Annotated in this window: 18 protein-coding genes; 12 read left to right on the top strand and 6 right to left on the bottom strand. The window is 67.0% G+C overall.

Annotated elements, in window-relative coordinates:
* Window positions 1-9: 9 nt before the first annotated feature.
* Window positions 10-1,020: an ABC transporter ATP-binding protein gene (locus WDM94_14510; protein ID MEJ0013795.1), complete on the top strand. Its 1,011-nt coding sequence runs from the start codon at window positions 10-12 to the stop codon at window positions 1,018-1,020.
* Window positions 1,017-2,063: a dipeptide ABC transporter ATP-binding protein gene (locus WDM94_14505; GenBank protein MEJ0013794.1), complete on the top strand. Its 1,047-nt coding sequence runs from the start codon at window positions 1,017-1,019 to the stop codon at window positions 2,061-2,063. The genes WDM94_14510 and WDM94_14505 overlap by 4 nt, the downstream gene beginning before the upstream one ends.
* Here WDM94_14505 and WDM94_14500 read toward each other — a convergent pair.
* Together WDM94_14500 and WDM94_14495 are read right to left on the bottom strand one after the other, a co-directional pair.
* Window positions 2,060-2,626, bottom strand: a complete 567-nt coding sequence (locus tag WDM94_14500) for a WHG domain-containing protein (protein ID MEJ0013793.1) — start codon at window positions 2,624-2,626, stop codon at window positions 2,060-2,062. The genes WDM94_14505 and WDM94_14500 overlap by 4 nt on opposite strands.
* Window positions 2,626-3,480: an alpha/beta hydrolase gene (locus WDM94_14495; GenBank protein MEJ0013792.1), complete on the bottom strand. Its 855-nt coding sequence runs from the start codon at window positions 3,478-3,480 to the stop codon at window positions 2,626-2,628. The genes WDM94_14500 and WDM94_14495 overlap by 1 nt, the downstream gene beginning before the upstream one ends.
* Window positions 3,481-3,650: 170 nt before the next feature.
* Here WDM94_14495 and WDM94_14490 point away from each other — a divergent pair, with 170 nt between their 5' ends.
* The 5 genes from WDM94_14490 (at window position 3,651) to WDM94_14470 (ending at window position 7,452) form a co-directional block, all read left to right on the top strand.
* Window positions 3,651-4,184 carry a VOC family protein gene (locus WDM94_14490; protein ID MEJ0013791.1) on the top strand — a complete coding sequence of 178 codons (534 nt, stop codon included), beginning with the start codon at window positions 3,651-3,653 and terminating at the stop codon, window positions 4,182-4,184.
* Between the two features lie 56 nt (window positions 4,185-4,240).
* The gene (locus WDM94_14485) at window positions 4,241-5,275 is read left to right on the top strand and encodes a GTP-binding protein (GenBank protein MEJ0013790.1); all 1,035 of its coding nucleotides are present in this window, start codon (window positions 4,241-4,243) and stop codon (window positions 5,273-5,275) included.
* Between the two features lie 242 nt (window positions 5,276-5,517).
* Entirely contained in the window at window positions 5,518-6,489 is a 972-nt protein-coding gene (locus tag WDM94_14480) for a WD40 repeat domain-containing protein (protein ID MEJ0013789.1), read from the top strand.
* 21 nt (window positions 6,490-6,510) lie between these two features.
* A complete protein-coding gene (locus tag WDM94_14475; GenBank protein MEJ0013788.1) occupies window positions 6,511-7,041 on the top strand; it encodes a DUF2937 family protein in 531 nt (176 codons plus the stop codon).
* A 72-nt stretch (window positions 7,042-7,113) separates the two neighbouring features.
* Window positions 7,114-7,452, top strand: coding sequence for a hypothetical protein (locus WDM94_14470; GenBank protein MEJ0013787.1), 339 nt, complete (start codon window positions 7,114-7,116; stop codon window positions 7,450-7,452).
* On the opposite strand, the gene WDM94_14465 is transcribed toward WDM94_14470, so the two are convergent.
* A complete protein-coding gene (locus WDM94_14465) occupies window positions 7,449-8,882 on the bottom strand; it encodes a homospermidine synthase (GenBank protein ID MEJ0013786.1) in 1,434 nt (477 codons plus the stop codon). The two genes, WDM94_14470 and WDM94_14465, sit on opposite strands and share 4 nt — an antisense overlap.
* A gap of 135 nt (window positions 8,883-9,017) precedes the next feature.
* Here WDM94_14465 and WDM94_14460 point away from each other — a divergent pair, with 135 nt between their 5' ends.
* The 4 genes from WDM94_14460 (at window position 9,018) to WDM94_14445 (ending at window position 14,994) form a co-directional block, all read left to right on the top strand.
* Window positions 9,018-10,250 carry a S41 family peptidase gene (locus tag WDM94_14460; protein ID MEJ0013785.1) on the top strand — a complete coding sequence of 411 codons (1,233 nt, stop codon included), beginning with the start codon at window positions 9,018-9,020 and terminating at the stop codon, window positions 10,248-10,250.
* 672 nt (window positions 10,251-10,922) lie between these two features.
* On the top strand, window positions 10,923-12,962 hold the full coding sequence (locus WDM94_14455; protein ID MEJ0013784.1) for a M3 family metallopeptidase: 2,040 nt from the start codon (window positions 10,923-10,925) through the stop codon (window positions 12,960-12,962).
* 230 nt (window positions 12,963-13,192) lie between these two features.
* Window positions 13,193-14,179, top strand: coding sequence for an NAD-dependent epimerase/dehydratase family protein (locus tag WDM94_14450; protein ID MEJ0013783.1), 987 nt, complete (start codon window positions 13,193-13,195; stop codon window positions 14,177-14,179).
* An 89-nt stretch (window positions 14,180-14,268) separates the two neighbouring features.
* Window positions 14,269-14,994, top strand: coding sequence for an outer membrane beta-barrel protein (locus WDM94_14445; protein ID MEJ0013782.1), 726 nt, complete (start codon window positions 14,269-14,271; stop codon window positions 14,992-14,994).
* Window positions 14,995-15,055: 61 nt separating this feature from the next.
* On the opposite strand, the gene WDM94_14440 is transcribed toward WDM94_14445, so the two are convergent.
* A complete protein-coding gene (locus WDM94_14440; protein ID MEJ0013781.1) occupies window positions 15,056-15,574 on the bottom strand; it encodes an N-acetyltransferase in 519 nt (172 codons plus the stop codon).
* A 7-nt stretch (window positions 15,575-15,581) separates the two neighbouring features.
* Complete coding sequence (locus WDM94_14435) at window positions 15,582-16,715, bottom strand: type III PLP-dependent enzyme (GenBank protein ID MEJ0013780.1); 1,134 nt, start codon at window positions 16,713-16,715, stop codon at window positions 15,582-15,584.
* A 460-nt stretch (window positions 16,716-17,175) separates the two neighbouring features.
* On the opposite strand from WDM94_14435, the gene WDM94_14430 reads away from it, so the two are divergent.
* Entirely contained in the window at window positions 17,176-17,571 is a 396-nt protein-coding gene (locus WDM94_14430; protein ID MEJ0013779.1) for a cupin domain-containing protein, read from the top strand.
* A gap of 321 nt (window positions 17,572-17,892) precedes the next feature.
* Here WDM94_14430 and WDM94_14425 read toward each other — a convergent pair whose 3' ends face one another.
* Complete coding sequence (locus tag WDM94_14425) at window positions 17,893-18,306, bottom strand: SRPBCC family protein (protein MEJ0013778.1); 414 nt, start codon at window positions 18,304-18,306, stop codon at window positions 17,893-17,895.
* Window positions 18,307-18,310 lie beyond the last annotated feature (4 nt).

Raw genomic sequence — 18,310 nt, 5'->3', positions numbered from 1 at the left:
CCGGGAGACATGGCGCTTCTCGAGATCAGCGGCCTCACCGTCGAGTTCGCCACTTCCGGCGGCGTTTTCCGCGCGGTCGACGAGGTGTCGCTGACGGTCGAGGGCGGCGAGGTCCAGGCGATCGTCGGCGAGTCGGGCTCGGGCAAATCGGTCGCCATGCTGGCGGTCATGGGCCTGTTGCCGTCGACCGCGGTGGTGACGGCGAAGCGGCTGACCTTCGACGGCCAGAATCTCATCGGCCTCTCGCCGCGCCAGCGCCGCCGGATCATCGGCAAGGACATGGCGATGGTTTTCCAGGAGCCGATGTCGAGCCTCAACCCGTGCTTCACCGTCGGCTTCCAGATCGGCGAAAGCCTGAAGGAGCACCTCGGCCTGTCGCGGCAGGAGCGCAAGGCGCGCACTATCGCGCTGCTCCGCTCGGTCGGCATCACCGACGCCGAGCGCCGCATGCGCGCCTTTCCGCACCAGCTTTCCGGCGGCATGAACCAGCGCGTGATGATCGCCATGGCGATCGCCTGCAATCCGAAGCTGATCATCGCCGACGAGCCGACGACGGCGCTCGACGTCACCATCCAGGCGCAGATCCTCGATCTCCTGCTGGCGCTGCAGCGCGAGACCGGCACGGCGCTGATCCTGATCACGCACGACATGGGCGTGGTGGCGGAGACGGCCGAACGCGTCGCGGTCTTCTATTCCGGGCAGAAGGTCGAGGAGCAGCCGGTGCGGCCGCTGTTCGCCGACCCGCACCATCCCTACACCGCGGCGCTGCTCGCCGCGCTGCCCGAGCGCGCCACCGGCCGCCGCCTGCCGTCGATCCCCGGTGTCGTGCCGGGCGCGTTCAACCGGCCGACCGGCTGCCTGTTCTCGCCGCGCTGCCCGCACGCCACCGTCAAGTGCGTCGAGAAGGTGCCGCCGCGGCAACTGGAAAACATGGGCTACGCGCTCTGCCACTATCCGCTGGTCGGCGGTCGGCCGTTCGGCCATCCCGACCGCTTCGGCGAAATCCCGGCCTTCGCATGAGCAACGCGCTGGCCCCCACCGACGACGCGAAACTGCCGGTGCGGCCGGGCGGCGTCGTCATGCAGGCGGAGAACCTGTCGCGCTTCTACAAGGTCGGTCTCGGACCGTTCCGGGCGCCGGTGACACTGAAGGCGGTCAACGGCGTTTCGTTTTCGCTGTCGGCCGGCAAGACGCTGGCGGTCGTCGGCGAATCCGGCTGCGGCAAGTCCACGCTGGCGCGCATGGCAACGATGATCGAGGCGCCGACGTCCGGCCGCCTGCTGGTCGACGGCATCGATGTCGCCGGCCATTCGCGCTCCGTGCTCAGGCGCCTCCGGAGCGAGGTGCAGATCGTCTTCCAGGATCCGTTCGGCTCGCTCAATCCGCGCCAGAAGGTCGGCTCGGCGCTGGAGGAGCCGCTCAAGATCAACCGCCCCGACATGGATCGCGGCCTGCGGCGGACGGCGGCGATGGAAATGCTGACGCGTGTCGGGCTCCGGGAGGAGCACTACGACCGCTATCCGCACATGTTTTCCGGCGGCCAGCGCCAGCGCATCGCGATCGCGCGCTCGCTGATGCTGCGGCCCCGCATCCTCATCCTCGACGAGCCGGTGTCGGCGCTCGACCTGTCGGTGCAGGCGCAGGTGCTCAACATCCTGTCGGCGCTGCAGGAGGAGTTCGGTCTCGCCTACCTGTTCATCAGCCACGGCCTGTCGGTCGTGCGCCACATGGCCGACGAGGTGATGGTGATGTATCTCGGCCGCGCGGTGGAGCAGGGGCCGCGCGAGGAAATTTTCGCCCACCCGCGCCACCCCTACACGCGCGCCCTGCTGTCGGCGACGCCGGTCGCCGACCCGACGCGGCCCAAGGAGCGCATGCGGCTGGAGGGCGAGCTGCCGTCGCCGATCAATCCGCCGAAGGGATGCGCTTTCCATCCGCGCTGCCCGCTGGCCTTCGACCGCTGCCGGGTCGAGCGGCCGGAGCTGGAGCGCAAGGGCGGCGCCGATGTCGCCTGCTTCGCGGTCGATGCCGACGGCGAAACGCGCCGCGCGCTGGCCGCCTAGCCGCTGCGCGCGGCCATGTCCCTGGCGAAGGCGCCGAGCAGGCGATCGAATGACTCGGCGAGATCGAGCTTCATGCGGAAGCCGCCGGCGGCATCGAGCGAGACGAAGCCGTGGATGATGGCGCGCAGGCCGCGCGTGGCGTGCAGCGCGTCGTCGCCCTTGATGCGGTATCCGTTCAGCACGGACAGCACCGTCCCCAGCACGGCTTCCCCGGCCACGGCGACGTCGTTCTCGCCGGGCTTGGCGGCGCGCAGCGATGCGGCGTAGAGGCCGGGCTTGTCGCGGGCGAACTGCCAGTAGGCATGCGCCAGCGCGAACAGCGCCTCGTCGCCGGACTTGCCGACTGTCGCCCGCTGCAGCCGCTCGCCGACCTCGCGCATGCCGCGAACAGCCAGCGCCCGGTTCACCGCATCGACGCTGTCGACGTGCTTGTAGAGCGACGGCGGCTTGATGCCGAACCTTTCGGCGAGACGCGCGAGGGTGACGGCCCCGATCCCGTCGCGGTCGGCGATGTCGGAGGCGGCGTCGATCACCGCCTCGGTGGTCACTCCGGCGCGCGGCATCAGGCGGCCGCGGCGAGGAAGTCGAGGATCGCCGGCGCGGTGACCTCGGGCATCTCGGCGTGCGGATAGTGGCCGGCGCCCTCGATCATGGCGACGCGCCCGCGCACCAGCTTGGCGACCGTCGCGGCCTCGGCGGCGGCATCGGGGAAGTCGGGATCCTTGCTGCCCATGACGACGAGCGCACGGGCGCGGACATCGGCCAGCCTTCCGGCGACGTCGGCCTTGGAGGCGTTCATCATGGCGCGCGTCGCGGCCATGCGGCCCGGCTCGGCGAGGTTCGCCTTCAGCCCTGCGAGGTAAGCATCGAAGTCGGCAGGCTTGGCGGTTGGGTAGAGCGAGCGGTAGTAGGCGCCCCAGGCGGCCACCGCCCACGGCGCGGCAAAGGCGACGCGGAGCATCGCCTTGATCGCCATTTCCTTCCACCACGGGCCGAGCGGCACATCGCGGACGAACGGGCCGATGAGGACGAGTTTGGCGATGTCGGTCGGGGCCTCGGCCGCCGCCCAGGCTGCGGCGCCGGCGCCCATGGATGTGCCGATGACCGTCGCGGGGCCGGCGTTCAGATGGCGGACTAGGGCGACGATGTCGCCGCCCAGCGCCGCGCATGTGTAGTCGGACCAGCCGGCCGACGAGTTGCCGAGGCCGCGGAGATCGGCAGTGACCGCGCGATAGCCGGCGGCGGCGAGCTGGCGGGCGAGGAAGCGATATTCCTCCTTCACGTCGCCGAGGCTCGGGATCATCACCACCAACGGGCCGCTGCCGGCGTCGGTGTAGGCGGCGCGCCCCTCGGGCCGGTCGAGGTAGCGGTCCGCGGCGGGGGACAGGTGGGCGGCGGTCGGGGCGACGGCGTTCATGGCTGTTTCCTTGTTCGTGGCGTAAAAGCTAATATACATAGCTTATAGGCTACGTCAAGTATCTTAGAGAGGGCCTTGCCCTTCGCGCCGGTCAGCCATGACGCAATCGCCCCCTACGCAGCGGGCGCGGCGATGCCTATATCCCTCGAACCGTTTCCCCAGGGGGTTCCATGTCCGACACCATTCTCGCCGAAAAGCCGCCGATTTCCGCGGCTTCCGCGCCGATCGACCCCGGCGTCCGCATAGGCCACGTCCATCTCAAGGTTGCCGACATCGAGCGGTCGCTCGCCTTCTACGTCGGCGTCCTCGGCTTCGAGCTGCAGACGCGCTACGGCACGCAGGCCGCGTTCTTCTCGGCCGGCGGCTACCACCACCATTTCGGCATCAACACGTGGGAAAGCCGCGGCGGTCGCCCGCCGGCCAAGGGCACCACCGGCCTCTACCACACAGCCATCCTCTACCCGACGCGCGCCGCGCTCGCCGATGCGCTCCGCCGCCTGATCGCGGCGGGCATCCCGCTCGACGGCGCCAGCGACCACGGGGTCAGCGAGGCGCTCTACCTCCGCGATCCCGACGACAACGGCGTCGAGCTCTACTGGGACCGGCCCAAGGACCAGTGGCCGACGAATCCCGACGGCTCGCTCGCCATGAAGACCGAGTGGCTAGACCTGGAAGATTTGCTCAACGAGCCTCCGCTCGCTTAAGAAACACGCCACCGCTTTGACACAGGCGGCCTTGAACCGCCCTGGAGACACGATCCATGCCCGACACCCAGATCCCCGTCACCGTGCTCACCGGCTACCTCGGCGCCGGCAAGACGACGCTGCTCAACCGCATCCTCACCGAGAACCACGGCAAGAAGTACGCCGTCATCGTCAACGAGTTCGGCGAGATCGGCATCGACAACGACCTGATCGTCGAGTCCGACGAGGAAGTCTTCGAGATGAACAACGGCTGCATCTGCTGCACCGTGCGCGGCGATCTCATCCGCGTCGTCGAGGGCCTGATGAAGCGGCCGGGCAATTTCGACGGCATTCTGGTCGAGACCACCGGCCTCGCCGATCCGGCGCCGGTGGCGCAGACCTTCTTCATGGACGACGACGTCAAGGCGAAGGCCAAGCTCGACGCGGTCGTCACCGTCGCCGACGCCAAGCATCTGCTCGGCAGCCTCAAGGACAGCCCGGAAGCGCAGGAGCAGATCGGCTTCGCCGACGTCATCCTGCTCAACAAGACCGATCTCGTCACCGCCGACGAACTGAAGATCGTCGAGGCGCGCATCCGCGCCATCAACCCGCACGCCGTCGTCCACAAGACCGAGCGCTGCGCGATCGCGCTCGACCGCGTGCTCGACCGCGGCGCCTTCGACCTCGACCGTATACTGACGCTCGATCCGGAATTCCTCGAGGGCCACGATCACGACCATGATCATGACCACGATCATCACCACCACGACGGGCATGACCACGACCACGATCACCACCATCACCACGACCTTGAGGGGCAGGGCGTGAACAGCGTGTCGCTGCGCATGGGGACGCTCGACCCGAAGAAATTTTTCCCGTGGATCGAGAAGACGACGCAGGAACAGGGGCCGGACATCCTGCGCCTCAAGGGCATCCTGTCGATGAAGGACGACGACGAACGCTACGTCGTGCAGGGCGTCCACATGATCATCGAGGGCACCCACCAGCGTAAGTGGCGCGACGACGAGAAGCGCGATTCTCGGTTGGTATTTATCGGGCGCAAGCTGGACGAGAAGGCGCTGAAGGCGGGCTTGGAGTCTTGCCTGGCTTAGGGAATTTGTGGGGAGGAGGGACACCCCTCCCCAAAACCGCAAAGTGCGGTTTTGGCCCTCCCACAAGGGGAGGGCTCAAGCGGAGTTCTGGTCTTGCAGCGAGGCGAACCCTCCCCTTGTGGGAGGGTCAAAACGCCGTAGGCGTTTTGGGGAGGGGTGTGTCTCAGCGTCCGCACCTCCACAAGGGTACTTCCCCGCCGCCACCCCGATAGGCTAAGGGCAAGGCCCGCAGAGAAGAGTCCATGCCCACCATCCAGGAATTCCCGCTCGGCGCCTTCGTTGTCGAGGCCGCCTTCCTCGGCGAGACGCCGACCTTCGCGCTGGGCAACGGCCTGGTGCGGCGGGTCAAGGGCAATGCCGCCGAGCCGACGCCGGTCCACAAGGGCGCCATCCTGGAAGCCGCGGTCACCGGCGACGGCCGCCTGCTTACCGGCGGCGACGACGGCGCCGTCGGGCTGACCGCCGCGGACGGCACGGTCGAGACCTTCAGCCCACCGCAGAAGAAGTGGATCGACCACGTCGCCGCCGGGCCGAACGGCGCCATCGCCTACTCGGCCGGCAAGCAGGCGATCATCCGCACCGCCGACGGCAAGGAGCGCGTCTTCGAGGAGAAGCGCTCGGTCGGCGGTCTCGCCTTCGCGCCCAAGGGCCTGCGCATCGCGATCGCGCGCTACGACGGGGTGACGCTGCGCTGGGGCGCGACCGAGAACGCCGTGCCGGTCGAGCTTGGCTGGAAAGGCGCGCACCTCGGCGTCACCTTCTCGCCGGACGGAAAATATCTCGTCACCTCGATGCAGGAGAATGCGCTCCACGGCTGGCGCCTCACCGACGGCAAGGACATGCGCATGACCGGCTACCCGGCCAAGCCGCGCTCGCTGTCGTGGTCGGTCAAGGGCCGCTTCCTCGCCTCCAGCGGCGCGCCGGCTGCGATCCTATGGCCGTTCCATTTCAAGGACGGGCCGATGGGCCGCGATCCGCTGCAGCTCGGCCCGCGCGAGGTGGGCGTCACGCGCGTCGCCTGCCATCCGCGCGAGGAGATCCTCGCCATCGGCTACACCGACGGCCAGGTGTCGTCGGTGCGGTTCGACGACGTGCGCACCACGATCTACCGGCGCCCGTCGGGCAGCCCGGTGTCGTCGCTGGCGTGGGACAAGGACGGCGCGCGCCTCATCTTCGGTTGCGAGGATGGCGGCTCGGGCATTGTCACCCTCTAGGGCTCAGATACGATCCGCCCCATGATCATGCGCACGATTGCCCTCGTCCTCGCGATCGCCGGCGGCATTGCCGCATCGCAGGTGCCCGAGTTCGCGCAGCAGTACCGCCAGCGCCTCGGCGGCGCCGTCGACGAGCTCGGCCGCGTGCTCGACAGCTTCGATCAGGATGCGGCATCCACCGGCACCGACCGTGCCGGCGGTCTGGCGCTGATGGCCAAGAACGGCGAGCCGCTGGTGCGCGCGCAGGCGGTGACCGTGGCCAAGGCGATCATCCGCTACGACCGCCTGGTGAAGCAGCAGGCGGCGTTCCAGGCGAGCCTGCCGTTCGAGCGGCTCACCGTCTTCTTCCAGGATTTCGACCGCCCGCTGGTTGAATCGACCTTGCGCGACTACGAGCCGGCAGTGCCGACGACGTCGGAAGGCTTCGTCTTCGCGGTCATCGGATTCTTCGCCATTTACGGCGTGCTCGGCATCCTCGGTGTCATATTTCACCCGCGCCGCCGCCGGCATCGCCACCGCCATCCCGACCCGGCTCCCGAGCAGACCGCCTAGCCGGAAACTTTTCCCGTCCTCGGCCGTTATGGCTTCGTCAGGAGCCGTCAGGAGCCGTAAGGAGCGAGTCCCATGGCCGAAAATTCGCAGAGCACAATCGCCAAAGCCGGCGCGACGCTGTCGTGGCGCGACCTGGAAAATGCCGAGCGCAGGGCCGAGGGTCTGCCGGCTTTGCCCGACGCCAAAACCGAGCCCGAGGTCATCGGCGGCGTCTACGGCGACGAGCCGCGCATGATCGTGCCGGATGCGCTGCCCGAGAATTACGACAGCGCCGCATTCCGGTCGGGCCTGCCGTACAGGACCGGCTGGCCGGCGCGCGACGATGCCCAGGCCAGCCGCGGCCTCATCCTCGGTGCGCTGCTGGTGTTCGTCGCGGTCGCGGCGCTGCTCGGCGTCGCCTTCGCGGTCTAGCGCACCAGCACGTTGCGGAACTGCCAGGGATCGGCGGTGTCGATGTCCTCCGGGAAAAATCCCGGCCGGTCGGTCAGTGGCGTCCAGTCGGTATAGACGCCCTTGACCGGACCGAGATACGGCAACTGCACGTCGAGGCAGCGGCGATAGTCCATCTCGTCCGTCTCGACGATTCCGGCTTGCGGATTTTCCAGCGCCCACACCATGCCGGCGAGCACGGCGGAGGTAACCTGCAGGCCGGTCGCGTTCTGGTACGACGCGATCCGCCGCGTCTCCTCGATCGAAAGCTGCGAGCCGTACCAGTAGGCGTTCTTCTTGTGGCCGTAGAGCAGCACGCCGAGTTCGTCGATGCCGTCGACGATCTCGTCCTCGCTCAGAATATGATGCTGCTTCTGCTGCACGCCGGCGCGGCCGAACAGCTCGTGCAGCGACAGCACGGCGTCGTTCGCCGGGTGATAGGCGTAGTGGCACGTCGGCCGGTAGGCGACCTTGCCGCCGTCGCGCACCGTCAGATAATCGGAGATGGAAATCGCCTCGTTGTGCGTGACGAGGAAGCCGTACTGCGCTCCCGGCGTCGGGCACCATGAGCGCACGCGCGTGTTGGCACCCGGCTGGCGGAGATATATCGCCGAGGCGTCGGGGCCGAGCGTGCCGGCGTTGTCGGGCGTCCACGTCTCGTGCGTGCCCCAGCCGAGCTCCGCCGGCTGCATGCCCTCGGACAGAAATCCCTCGACCGACCAGGTGTTGACGAACACGCCCATCTGCTTCGGATTGCGGGCGCGCTGCGTGTCGCGCTCGGCGATGTGGATGCCCTTGACGCCAAGTGACTGCGCCAGCTTCGCCCAGCCCTCGCGATCGTTCGCCTTCGGCTCCCTGAAGCCGGCGAGTGCGATGTCCTTGGCCAGATTGACCAGCGCCTGCTTGACGAACCACGACACCATGCCGGGATTGGCGCCGCAGCAGGAGACCGCGGTCGGCCCGCCGGGGTTCGCCGCCTTCTCGGTGCGCACGGTCTGGCGCAGCGCATAGTTGGTGCGCGCGTCGGCGCCCAGCGACTTGTCGAAATAGAAGCCCGGCCACGGCTCGACGACCGTGTCGATGTAAAGCGCGCCGACCTCGCGGCAGAGCCGCATGATGTCGAGCGACGACGTATCGACCGAAAGATTGACGCAGAAGCCGGTGCCGCCGCCGGCGGTCAGCAGTTGCGTCAGCAGGGCGCGATAGTTGTCGCGCGTCACCGCCTTGTGCAGGTGGCGGATGCCGTGATTGTCGAGGATGTGCGTGCCGTCCTGGTTGGGATCGATCACGACCATGCGCTTCTTGTCGAACTCGAAGTGCCGCTCGAGCAGCGGCAGCACGCCGCGTCCGATCGAGCCGAAGCCGATCATCACGATGGGGCCGTCGATCTTGCCGTGCACGGGCCATTGCATGGGCCGTCTCCTCGCCTCGATTTTTCTGTGCACCTGATGGCGGGAAAGGCGCGGCGGAGTCAACCGCAGAGCGTTGACAGCGGCGCCCGGCGTCCTATCCTTTGCCCCGGCGACTACGCTTGAGGGTCCGCGATCATGACAATCCGTCACGCGGGGCGCGTCGCCGCCCTGCTGCTCATCGTTCCGCTATGGATGGCGCCGGCCGGCGCCGAGGTGCCGAAATCCGGCAACAACGTCGTCGATGCGGCCGTGGCGCTGATCGACAAGAATCTGTACTCGCCGGCGGCGCTGCCGGCCTTCCACGACGCGGCTACCGCATTGATCGACGATGCCAAGGGCGCACGGATCGCCACCTCGGCCGGCATCGATGCGCTCATCGCCAGTCTGCACGTCTCCCACAGTGGCCGCTATACGCCGGACCAGGTCGATTACTACGACCTCTCCGACGTCTTTCGTTTCAACATCCGAGATCTCGCCCGGAAGCTTTATCCGCCGCGCGGCGAGGTGGTCTACGAGGGCATCGGCATCGCCTCGAAGGTGATCGACGGCCATCGCTTCGTCACGGATGTGTTCGACGGCATGCCGGCGATCAAGGCGCGCATCAAGGCTGGCGACGAAATTCTGTCGGCCGACGGCAAGCCGTTCGAGGAGATCGGTTCGTTCAACCACAAGACCGGGCAGACGGTGGCGCTCGAGGTCCGCCACACCGCCGACGCCGCGCCGGTGACAATTCCCGTCAGCGTCGAAAAGACATCGCCGCTCGCGACCTACATGGAGGCCGTGCGCGAGAGCGCACGCGTCATCGACCAGAACGGCCGCAAGATCGGTTATGTGCATCTATGGACCGGCGCCGGCGATCTCACCGGCGTGCTCAACGAGGTGCTGGCGACGAAACTGAAGGACGTTGACGGCATGGTCGTCGATATGCGCAGCCGCTGGGGCGGCGGTCCGGCCGATGGTGCTGAAACCTTCGTGGGCGGCAGCGCCGACATGACGATCACCGAAAACGACGGCAAGACGCAGTACGTCAACACGCGCTTCCACAAGCCGGTGGTGGCGATCATCGACGAGGGCACGCGCTCGTCGATGGAGATCATGGCGTACGGCCTGAAGAAGAACGGCATCGCGCTGGTCGGCGCGCCAACCGCCGGCGACGTGCTCGCCGCCCGCGCCTTCGCCCTGCCGGACGACTCGCTGCTCGAGCTGCCGGTGGCCGACGTGATGGTCGACGGCCAGCGCCTGGAGGGCAGTCCGGTAACGCCGACCGTCCCGGTCGCCTTCGACGTGCGCTACGCCAACGGCGCCGACCCGCAGATGGACGCGGCATTGGTGGAGTTGGGGAAGAAGCTGGCGGCGGCGGTGAACTGATCCAGCTCGCGCCTCCTCCGACCTCCCCCTTGAGGGGAGGTCGAAATCGCGTCAGCGATTTCGGGAGGGGCGCGCTCCATCTTCCGCTGATCCTCCCCGCGAAGCGGGGGAGGGCGACCGCCGAAGGCGGTGGAGGGGGCGCCCCCGCCACGCCCCCTCAGTCGGCTTCGCCGACAGCTACAGCTCCCCCGTAAACGGGGGAGCATCACAAGCGCGACCGGGCGTAACTAAGAACTATCGGACGGCACTCGAACGAGCGCCCGCCACCCCTTCGGCTTCGGCCGGAGCAACTGACAAGAGACCGTGGAGCGCCGAAGGCGCGACAGGGAAGGAATGAATGCAAGGAGACGATGACTCGGATGCGAAACGCGTCGCGAGAACGCCGAAGCATACTCAGATTTCCCCTCTCCCTGGAGGGAGAGGGCCATGAGCCTTGAGAGCGAAGCGAACTAGCCGAATGGGGTGAGGGGTTAGGGACAGGAGTTTTGGGCGATAGGTCCCTAACCCCTCACCCTTTCTCGCTAGGCTCGCTTCGCTCACCAAGCTCGAAAGCCCTCTCCCTCCAGGGAGAGGTGACCAATGGCTGACGCGGAGCGGTTTGGCAGGGTGACGCAGCCCGCGCCTCCCACTATATCTCCGCCTCAACCCCACCCGAACCGCCCGAGCGCCACCATGACCAATCCGCTTACGACTGAATGGACGTCGCCGCTCGGCCTGCCGCCCTTCGACCAGTTGAAGCCGGAGCACTACCGCCCCGCGTTCGATGCGGAGATGCAGGCGCAGCTCGCGGCCATCGACAAGGTGGCCGCCGACACCTCCCCGGCGACGTTCGACAACACCATCGTGCCGCTGGAAAAATCCGGCCTTGGGCTCGACCGCGTTGCGGCGGTCTTCTTCCATCTCGCCTCGGCCGACACCAACGACGCCCTGCAGGCGGTGGAGCGCGAGATGGCGCCGCTCTTGGCGCGCCACGGCAACACGATATCGCTCAACACGCCGCTGTTCCGGCGCATCGAGCAGGTGTGGAAGGATCGCGAGAAGCTCAACGCCGAGCAGAAGCGCGTCGTCGAGCGCTACCACACGAATTTTGTCCGTTCCGGCGCGGCGCTCGACGAGGCCGGCAAGAAGCGCCTGTCGGAAATCACCGAGCGGCTCGCGGAGATCGGCACGCAGTTCGGCCAGAACGTGCTTGCCGACGAGTCCGAGTTCAAGCTGGTGCTGGAGGGCGCGGCCGATCTCGCCGGCCTGCCGGAGTCGCTCATCGCCGCGGCGGCGGAGGCGGCGAACGAGCGCGGCCTGCCGGGCAAGCACGTGATCACGCTGTCGCGCTCGTCGATCGAGCCGTTCCTGCAATTCTCGACGCGGCGCGATCTTCGCGAGAAGGCGTTCGAGGCGTGGATCAAGCGCGGCGAGTTCGGCGGCAAGACCGACAATCGCGCGCTCATCTCCGAGATGATTTCGCTGCGGGCCGAGCGCGCCAAGCTGATGGGCTTCGAAAGCTACGCGCACTTCCGCCTGGCCGACACGATGGCGAAGACGCCGGAGGCCGTGAGCCGACTGCTGAGTTCCGTCTGGGAGCCGGCGCGGAAGCGTGTCGCCGCCGAGGAGGCCGCGCTGCAGACCGAGGTCACCGCCGAGGGCGGCAACTTCAAAGTCGCGGCGTGGGACTGGCGGCACTATGCCGAGAAGGTGCGGAAGCGCGCCTACGATTTCGACGAGGCGGAGCTGAAGCCGTACCTGCAGCTCGACAAGATCATCGCCGCCGCCTTCGACGTGGCACACCGCCTGTTCGGCTTGTCGTTCGAGGAGGCGACCGGGCCCGGCCTCTACAATCCCGACGTTCGCGTCTGGAAGGTCAGCCGCAACGGTAAGCCGGTCGGCACGTTCCTCGGCGATTATTTCGCGCGCGCCTCGAAGCGTAGCGGCGCGTGGATGTCGGCGCTGCGCGATCAGCAGAAGCTCACCGGCGAGGTGAAGCCGGTGATCGTCAACGTCATGAATTTTTCCAAGGCGCCGAAGGGCCAACCGACGCTGCTGTCGTTCGACGACGCGCGGACGCTGTTCCACGAGTTCGGCCACGCGCTGCACGGCCTGCTTTCGGACGTGACCTACCCGCTGATCGCCGGCACCAACGTCGCGCGCGATTTCGTCGAGCTGCCGTCGCAGCTTTACGAGCACTGGCTCGAGGTGCCGGAGGTGCTGCGCGCCTTCGCCGTGCACGCCGACACCGGCAAGCCGATGCCGGAATCGCTGCTCAACAAGGTGCTCGCCGCGCGGCGCTTCAACCAGGGTTTTGCCACCGTCGAGTACACCTCGTCCGCGATGGTCGATCTCGACCTGCATCTCCTGCCGAGCGCGAAGGACGTCGACGTCATCGCCTTCGAAAAGGCGGCGCTCGACAAGATCGGCATGCCGGCGGCGATGGTCATGCGCCACCGCACGCCGCACTTCGGGCACATCTTCTCCGGCGACGGCTACGCGTCGGGCTACTACAGCTACCTGTGGTCCGAGGTGCTCGATGCCGACGCCTTCGAGGCATTCACCGAGACCGGCGATGCCTTCGATCCGGAGACCGGCAAGAAACTGCACGACTACGTCTACTCGGCCGGCTATCTCCGCGACCCCGAGGAAGCCTACGTCGGCTTCCGCGGGCGGCTGCCGACATCTGACGCATTGCTCAGGAAGCGCGGGCTGGACGGGAAGCCGGGGTAGCACGCGCGCCCGTCGGTCGGCTTCGCCGACAGCTCCCCCCGTAGACGGGGAGCACCGGAGGCGCCCACCCGCTCCTCCCCCGCAAAGCGGGAGAGGGGGACCATGCGAAGCATGGTGGAGGGGCACCTCGGCGTCGTAGGCACCTTAACGTTTCACATTTGAAGCGCGCGAGACCGCCGGTGGTCGTGCTATTTCCTTCGCAGCGAACATAAAGCTGCGGGGGAAGACGCATGGCACTCAGCATCCTGTTCATCGGCGGCACCGGGCAGATTTCGCTGCCGTGCGTCAACGAGGCGGTGGCCTCCGGCCACAAGGTGACCGTGCTGAACCGCGGCAAGACCGACGTCGGCCTGCCGAACGGCGTCGAGACGATCGTCGGCGACATGCATGGAGCCGCTTACGGCAACCTGGCCGACAAGCATTTCGACGTCGTCGCGCAGTTCCGCCTCTACACGGCGGACGAGATGAAGCGCGACATCCAGACGTTCACCGGCAAGACCGGGCAGTACGTCTTCATCTCGTCGGCCTCGGCGTATCAGAAGCCGGCGAAGCACTACATCATCACCGAGAAGACGCCGCTCGAAAATCCGTACTGGGAATACAGCCGCAACAAGATCGCCTGCGAAAAGCTGCTGCGCGACCAGGGCAAGCTGCCGTTCACCATCGTGCGCCCGAGCCACACGGTGCGCACCGGCATGCCGACGCAGATCGGCGACGCCGACGCCGGCATCCGGCGCATGCTCGCCGGTCGCCCGCTGATCATCGCCGGCGACGGCACCTCGCTCTGGACGCTGACGCGCGCGGTGGATTTCGCCGTGCCGTTCGTGAAGCTGTTCGGCAATCCGAAGGCGATCAACGACGATTTCCAGATCACGTCCGACCGCGGTTTCACCTGGGACCAGATCCACGACGCCATCGGCCGCGCCTTCGGCGTCAAGGCGATCCACTGCCACGTGCCGACCGACACGCTGGTGCGCTACCACAAGGCGTGGGAAGGCCCGCTCACCGGCGACAAGTCGTGGTCGGCGCTGTTCGATAATTCCAAGGTGAAGGGCGTCGCCGGTCCATTCAACGCGTCGACCGATCTCGACAAGATCCTCGAGGAGTCGGTGGTGCACGCGAAGGCGCGGCTGAAGACTCCGGCGCCGGCGGAGAGCGCGGAAGAGACGCTGATGGACCGGATCATCGCGGAGCAGTCGGCGCTCGGCCGCGGCTGATCACATCCGCGTCATCGCGGCAATGCTCACTGATTGTTAAGCACGCGGAGCGAGAATCTTCCCGGGACAGATCCTCGGGGATAATCGCGATGACATTCGGTAGAGTAACGATTTTGGCGGCAGCGATTGCCGTTACATTGCCTGGCGCCGCGATGGCGCAGAGCCCCCATAACTGGTCGGGCTATTACGTTGGCGCGGTGGCCGGCTATGGCTGGAGTCAGAGCACGAGCGGCCCGACGCGCATGTATGAAAACTTCGACGGGACAGATGAAGACGTCATCAACTCGCCCATTCCGCCTTTCAGCTTTTCGGGTTCAGGCCTGATCGGCGGCGCCGAGGCCGGCTACAACTGGCAGACGGGCGGCCTGGTCATGGGCGTCGTCGGTGACATCGCGGCAGCGAATATCCGCGGCACCTACATGGACGACAGCGCGCTCTTCTCGGTCGACTCGACGATCAACTGGCTGTCGACCGCGCGCTTCAACATCGGCGTGCCGATGGGCAATGTCCTTTTTTACGGCACCGGTGGTCTCGCCGTCGGTGGCGTGACAAACGGCCTCCACGACTATTACGGCGACGACGTAGTGAACACGTCGGATAAGACCACGAACGTCGGCTGGACGGCCGGCGGCGGTGTCGCCGCGGCGATCACGAACAACTGGATCATCAAGGCCGAGTTTCTCTACGTCGACCTAGGCACGAAGAACGTATCGTTCTCGGAGCCGGATGCCCCCGATCCCGGCTTCGGGTTGATCACCAGCAGCGCCAAGACTACGGCGAGCATCCTTCGCGTCGGCATCGACTACAAGTTCTAGCCGAAGCTGCTTCCTGCGAAATTCAAACGGCCGGTGCGCGAGCGCCGGCCGTCTTCGTTTGTCAGGCCGCCATTGCGGTGGGCGCCATCGCGCCGGTGGCGGAGATGCGACCCTCGGCGCCGTCCAGTGCGCCGTCGTCCAGCTCTAGGCTGAGGAAGCGGAGGCGGTCGACGGGACCGGGCATCAGCAGCCCGCTGGTCTTGTCGGCGGTGAAGCCGAAGCGCGCGTAGTACTCGGGGGCGCCGACCAGGACGATGGCCCTGTGGCCGATCATGCCGGCGCGCGCGATGGCGAGCCGCATGAGGCCGGCGCCGACGCCTTCGCCCTGCGCCGTCTGGTCGACCGCGAGCGGCCCGAGCAGCAGGGCAGGGCGCCCGCCGGCATCGACGTTCCAGAGGCGTACCGAACCGACGAGGCGGCCGTCATCCTCGCGGGCAACGAGCGCCAGCCCGCGCGCGGGCGTGCGGCCGGCGCGGAGTTTCTCCGATGGCTTGAGGAAGCGGGCGCGACCCATGACGCGGTCGAGCAAGGCTTCCCGGGCGCCGGCTTCCGCCGGCGCCTCGGTGGCGAAGTGGATCATGGCCGTTCTAGATGACGTAAGACTTGAGGGGCTCGAAGCCGTTGAAGGCAACGGCCGAGTACGTCGTCGTGTAGGCGCCGGTGCCCTCGATCAGGACCTCGTCGCCGATCGACAGCGATACTGGCAGGTCGTAGGGGACCTTCTCGTAGAGCACGTCGACGGAGTCGCAGGTGGGGCCGGCGATGATGCACGGCGCCTTGGCGTCGCGGTCATGCGCGGTCCGGATCGGGTAGCGGATCGCCTCGTCCATCGTCTCGGCGAGCCCGCCGAACTTGCCGATGTCGAGGTAGACCCAGCGCGGCTCGCCTTCGGCCTTCGACTTCTTCGAGATGAGCACGACCTCGGCCTTGATGACGCCGGCGTCGCCGACCATGCCGCGGCCGGGCTCGATGATGGTCTCGGGAATGCGGTTGCCGAAATGCTTGCGGAGCGCGGTCGAGATGGCGCGGCCGTACTGCAACACCCGCGGCACCTTCTTCAGGTACTTCGCCGGGAAGCCGCCGCCGAGGTTGACCATGCGGAGCTGGATGCCGCGATCGGAGAGCGTGCGGAATACCTCGGCGGTCGCCTTCAGGGCGTTGTCCCAGGCGGCGGTGTTCGGCTGCTGCGAGCCGACGTGGAAGGAGATGCCGTAGGCATCGAGGCCGAGGCGGAAGGCGTGCTCCAGCACGCCGATCGCGAGCTCGGGCTCGCAGCCGAACTTGCGCGACAGCGGCCACTCGGCACCGTCGCCGGCGCAGAGGATGCGGCAGAAAACCCTGGAGCCGGGGGCGGCGCGGGAAATCTTCTCGACCTCCTCGACGCAATCGACCGCGAAGAGGCGGATGCCACGGGCGAAGGCCGCCGCGACGTCGCGCTCTTTCTTGATCGTGTTGCCGAAGGAGATGCGGTCCGGGGTCGCGCCGGCGGCGAGCGCCATGTCGATCTCGTTGACCGAGGCGCAATCGAACGACGAGCCCAGCGAAGCCAGAAGCTTCAGGACTTCCGGAGCGGGGTTGGCCTTGACGGCGTAGTAGACACGGCTGTCCGGCATCGCGCGGGCGAAGGCGGCATAGTTGTCGCGGACGACCTCAAGGTCGACCACCAGGCAAGGGCCCTCGGGACGTCGGTCGCGGAGGAATTCGCGGATGCGGTCAGTCATTCTCAGGGTGCTCCCCAAGCCAAACGGGTTGAAAACCGCGGTGCGCTTCGCCTTCGGCCGATCGCGATGGAGACGATCGGACGTCAGCTCGGTACACCGTTCGCCGGCAGATCGCCGACTGGGTTTCCGGTTGGCAGTCGATCACTCGGACGGGGCCGTCCGCTTGTCGCTGCCTTCGTTTGGATCGGGGTTAGCCTTTCCGCACGGCCGGCAAGATGTAGTGCCTCTTCAGTGACCCCAGCATTTGGACAGCCGGTTGAGACCAAAAAAGCCCGCTACGTCGTTGCTTTAAGCCGCTGTCCTTCGAAGCTGCCGGGATACCTTCCGGCGTTTCGCCCTCGGACTTCGTTTGCGACCACAGGCACGTGCGAATTTGGGCAACGCGTACGTATGCTCGAAAAGTTTCGGAATCAAGAATCTTTTTGGGCTGCGGGAAAAAATCTGAATGACGGAGGAGAGCATGACAATCGGCTTCGCCACCCGAGGCATCGCCGAGGCGCCGGACGTGATGGCGCCCGACGGTTCCGAGGTGCGCCTGCTCGCCACCGCGGCGCGCGGCAGCATGGCGCATTTCCGGCTTCCGGCGGGCGCGACGTCGAAGGCGGTGCGTCACCGCAGCGTCGAGGAGCTCTGGTTCTTCACCGCAGGCAAGGGCCTCATGTGGCGAAAGCTGGGCGAGGACGAAGCGACCATCGCGGTGGCCGCCGGCATCTCGATCTCGATCCCCACCGGCGCCGCATTCCAGTTCCGCGCTGCGGGCGAGGCGCCACTCGATGCGGTGGCGGTAACCATGCCGCCGTGGCCGGGCATGGATGAAGCCGAACCGGCAGAGGGGATTTGGGAGGCGACGGTTTAGGTCGGTGAATCCGCGAGGTCGATGGGGACGAGAGACACCCCTCCCCAAAACCGCGAAGTGCGGTTTTGGCCCTCCCACAAGGGGAGGGCTCAACAAGCGGAGTCTCGGTCGTGCAGCAAGGATGAACCCTCCCCTTGCGGGAGGGTCAAAACGCCGAAGGCGTTTTGGGGAGGGGTGTCTATCCCGCCCGCTATTCCCTCGTCTCTCCCGTCATTCCGGCGAAAGCCGGAATCCAGCGCTGGCGGCGCGGCGCAGGTCGGTCCTGCGCTGGACCCCGGCTTTCGCCGGAGTGACGGCTGAAGTTGGCTGACGAGCGGAGTACTACGCCTCTGCGGTCTTGATGAGCCCGGCCAAAATGCCCTTCCAGCCATTCTTCAAATTCTCGTACGCTTGGCTGCCTTCGATGAATTCATCGTGGACCAGCGTCAGCTTCACGCCGTCGCCGTCCGGTTCGATGGTGAAGGTCACGCGCGAATCCGGCTCCTTGCTCATCTCGCCCCAGGCGATGTGCCACGAAAACTGCAGCTTGCGCGGTTTGTCGGCGACCAGAACCTTGCCCGTGTCGGCCTCGCCTTGCGGCTTCACGAAGGTGATCGGCGAGCCGATCTTCCAGTCGGACTGCAGCTTCGTGCCGTACCAGTAGCGTTCGGTGAACGCCGGATCGGTGATCGCCTGCCAGACTCGTTCGGCGGGAGCGCGGATATGGTTGACGTACACAAGCTCGGGCTTAGCCATCGTC

Origin of the sequence: Bauldia sp. (genome assembly GCA_037200845.1) — a bacterium.
Lineage (GTDB): Bacteria > Pseudomonadota > Alphaproteobacteria > Rhizobiales > Kaistiaceae > DASZQY01.
Note: the sequence above shows the minus strand (reverse complement) of the source record. Positions and strands in the feature narration are given on the sequence as shown.